General features: G+C 69.9%; 2 protein-coding genes. Both read right to left on the bottom strand.

Annotated features, from left to right (window positions below):
* Positions 1-50: 50 nt before the first annotated feature.
* Positions 51-899, bottom strand: coding sequence for a 2-keto-4-pentenoate hydratase (locus ACFMBG_RS13685; protein ID WP_421055255.1), 849 nt, complete (start codon positions 897-899; stop codon positions 51-53).
* A 27-nt stretch (positions 900-926) separates the two neighbouring features.
* Positions 927-2,948, bottom strand: coding sequence for a penicillin-binding protein 1C (gene pbpC / locus ACFMBG_RS13680; RefSeq protein WP_421055256.1), 2,022 nt, complete (start codon positions 2,946-2,948; stop codon positions 927-929).
* Positions 2,949-2,998: the final 50 nt, after the last annotated feature.

Here is a 2,998-nt window from a genome sequence, read left to right as displayed (position 1 = left end):
CCGCTTCGGGCTGCGCCCGAAGCGGAAGACCTCATCCAGCCAGCCGCCGATTACTCCTTGAAGTTCACTGTAACCACCGGGTCATCTGGCAGGCCCTCGTAGGTCACGCTGACCCCGCCCTTGGCTGCCTGCGGCGGGAAAAGCGGGCCAAAAGAGCCAACGGAGATCAGGTCGCCTGCCTTGAACTCCACACCTTTGGAGCGCAGCCATAGGGCCGCGTTCACCGGGCTGCCCAGCACCGCCCGGCCCGGCGCCTGCACCAGCACCCCGCCGTCGGCATCGCGCATCGTGACGGTCATCTCCTCCAGCATCCGGGCCATCGCTGCCGGGTCCTCCACCGGTACCGGCGCGCCCAGCACCCCCAGCCTGGTGCCGACGCCCATTGCGGTGATGGTTTCCGCCGTGAAGGGCTGGTCCTTGGCCAGGGTCAGGTCGGGCAATTCGATAAAGGGGCGGATGGCGGAAATATGGGCCAGGGCCTCCTCAGGCGTTGTTGCGCTGTTGATGCCTTCGTCCGCGACCACCAGAACCAGATCGGCCTCGACCATCGGGATCGCGCCCCAAGGGGTGTTCACCGCGGTGCCGTCCTCCAGCATCATGTTCTGAAACAGCAGGCTCCGCACGGGTTCGGTAGCGCCAAATCGGTCTTGCGCCGGCTTGCTGGTGAGGCCCGCCTTGTAGCCGATGACCGGGCCCAAATGCGGCTCCAGCGCGGCGGCGAGTTTGGCCTGGGTGCAGAGCGCGTCCGCCATGCTGCCGCCGGGGGAGAGCGCCTGGGCCGGGGTCTTGGCCAGGAAGCTCTCCACGAAGGCGGTGATCTCGGCATCGGTGGCACAGGCGGCCCAGCCAGCGGGGGCTGTCAGGGCAATTGTGCAGGCGGCGAGCAGGGGTTTCAGCATGAAAGGGCCTCGGGACAAAAGCAGGGATCAATCAATCCGCAGGTTAACCCGGTCGGAGCGCCCCGCGCCATCGACAATCACCAGCGAGGAAAAGCCTGGGCCGGGGCTGGGCAGGGTGAACTCGCGGCGGTGCTGGCCTGACAGCACGGGCTGACCGTTCGCCATCACCAGGAAAGGGGCGGTGCCGCCGCGGAGTTTGAGCGTGAGGTCCGCGCCCTCCAGCGCCAGCCGGGCGCCTTCGGGGGGGAAGATCAGCTCCGGTGCATCGGCAGGGTCCGAAAAGGCCGCATCGCGGGGTCGGAAACGCCGCAAGGGCTGGGGCAGTTCGGCGGAACTGACGATCAGCGTGGCGGGCGGCGGCGGCGGTAAGGGGTCGAGCGCGGGTTTCAGGCGGCCAAAGGCCTCAAACAGCACCGGGGCGGCCAGATCGCCGCCGAAAATGCCAGGAACCGGAGTGCCGTCGGCGCGGCCCATCCAGATGCCGATCACATGGCGCCCGTCCCAGCCGATCGCCCAAGCATCGCGGTGGCCGTAGGAAGTGCCGGTCTTGTAGGCGAGGGTCCCTGCACGGGCGCCCGAGGGCACCGGCAAGCCGCGCAGGATGTCCGCGACCTGCCAGGCGGCCTCGGGCGAGATCAGACGGCCTGCGGGCTGCGGTGCTGCGCCCTGCATCACGCGAAAGCGCGGCCCCTGCCCGCCTGCGGCCAGCCCGGCGTAGAGCTGCACCATGTCCTGCAGGCTGATGCCCAGCCCGCCGAGTGACAGCGCCAGCCCCGGCGCGCCGCCGGGCAGTTCAGGAGTGGCGCCGCTGGCGCGAAGGGAGGCCATCACCCGGGCCGGGCCAAGCTCCTGCGTCAGTTTCACCACGGGGATGTTGAGCGACAATTGCAGCGCCTCGCGCAGGCGGATGTCGCCGCGGAATTCGCCGTCGAAGTTCTGCGGCGCGTAACCCGCGAAGTTGACGGGACCATCGTGGATCAGGGTTTCCGGGTGCGCCAGCCCCTGGTCGAAGGCGAGGCCGTAGATCAGCGGTTTCAGGGTCGAGCCCGGGGAGCGGACCGCCTGGGTCATGTCGACGAAGCCGCGCCTTTGCGCATCGGAATAGGCGGGGGAGCCGGCCAGCGCCAGCACCTCGCCGGTCTGGTGGTCGGCGGCAATCAGCGCGGCGGAGAGGCGCGGGCCGGTGCCGCGGACGGCCTCAGCCAGCAGCTGCTGCATCCGCGATTGCACCGCGCCGTCGAGGGTCAGGCGCAGCTGGCGCTGGCCGGGGTGCTCTGCCCTCACCCGGTCCGCCAGATGCGGGGCAAGGCGCGGGAAGGCGGCCATGCGCTGTGGCAGCGGGGTGCGGCGGGCGGCCTCGGCCTGTTCGTTGGTCAGGAAACCCTGTCGTTGCATCCGTTCCAGCACCCGGTCGCGGGCCTCGTTGGCGGCCTCTGGGAAACGGTCGGGGCGGCGGCGTTCGGGGGATTGCGGCAGGGCGACCAGCAGCGCGGCCTCTGCCGGGGTCAGGCGTTTCGGCTCCTTGCCGAACCAGCTGTAGGTTGCCGCGCGGATGCCCTCAGCCGCGCCGCCATAGGGGGCGTGGGTCAGGTAGAGGGTGAGGATCTGATCCTTGCTGAGGCGGCGTTCCAGCGCCAGTGCCACCCGCATCTGGCGCAGCTTGCCGGACCAGCGGCCGGTGGTGCCGTCCTCCAAGAGGCGCGCGACCTGCATGGTGAGGGTGGAGCCGCCTGAAACCGCACGGCCGTTCCACAGTGCCTGGCCCGCGGCGCGGATGAGGGCGATGGGGTCGACGCCTGCGTGGGAGCGGAAGCGCTTGTCCTCGTAGCGCAGCAGCATGCCGAGGAATTGCGGGTCGACGTCGGCGGTCTGGACGGCGAGGCGCCAGAGGCCGGTGCCGACCGGGTAGGCGCGCAGGAGTTTGCCTTTGCGGTCGAGGACTTCGGTGGAGGTCTCAGTGAGGGTGAGGGGGAGGTCTGTGCGGTCGATCCAAGCGTCGAAGGTGCGCCACGCGGCGAAAATCACCGCAATCAGCACCGCCAAGGCCAAAGCGCTTCGTTTCCACCTCTTGCCCGGCGGCACCGCCGGGCAGCGCCCGT

The organism is Leisingera coralii (assembly GCF_049056525.1).
GTDB classification, from domain to species: Bacteria; Pseudomonadota; Alphaproteobacteria; order Rhodobacterales; family Rhodobacteraceae; genus Leisingera; species Leisingera coralii.
Note: the sequence above shows the minus strand (reverse complement) of the source record. Positions and strands in the feature narration are given on the sequence as shown.

Bases quoted from the DNA above. Each gene is read 5' to 3' on its own strand.
- ACFMBG_RS13685 (WP_421055255.1), bottom strand. From the start codon at position 899: ATGCTGAAACCCCTGCTCGCCGCCTGCACAATTGCCCTGACAGCCCCC.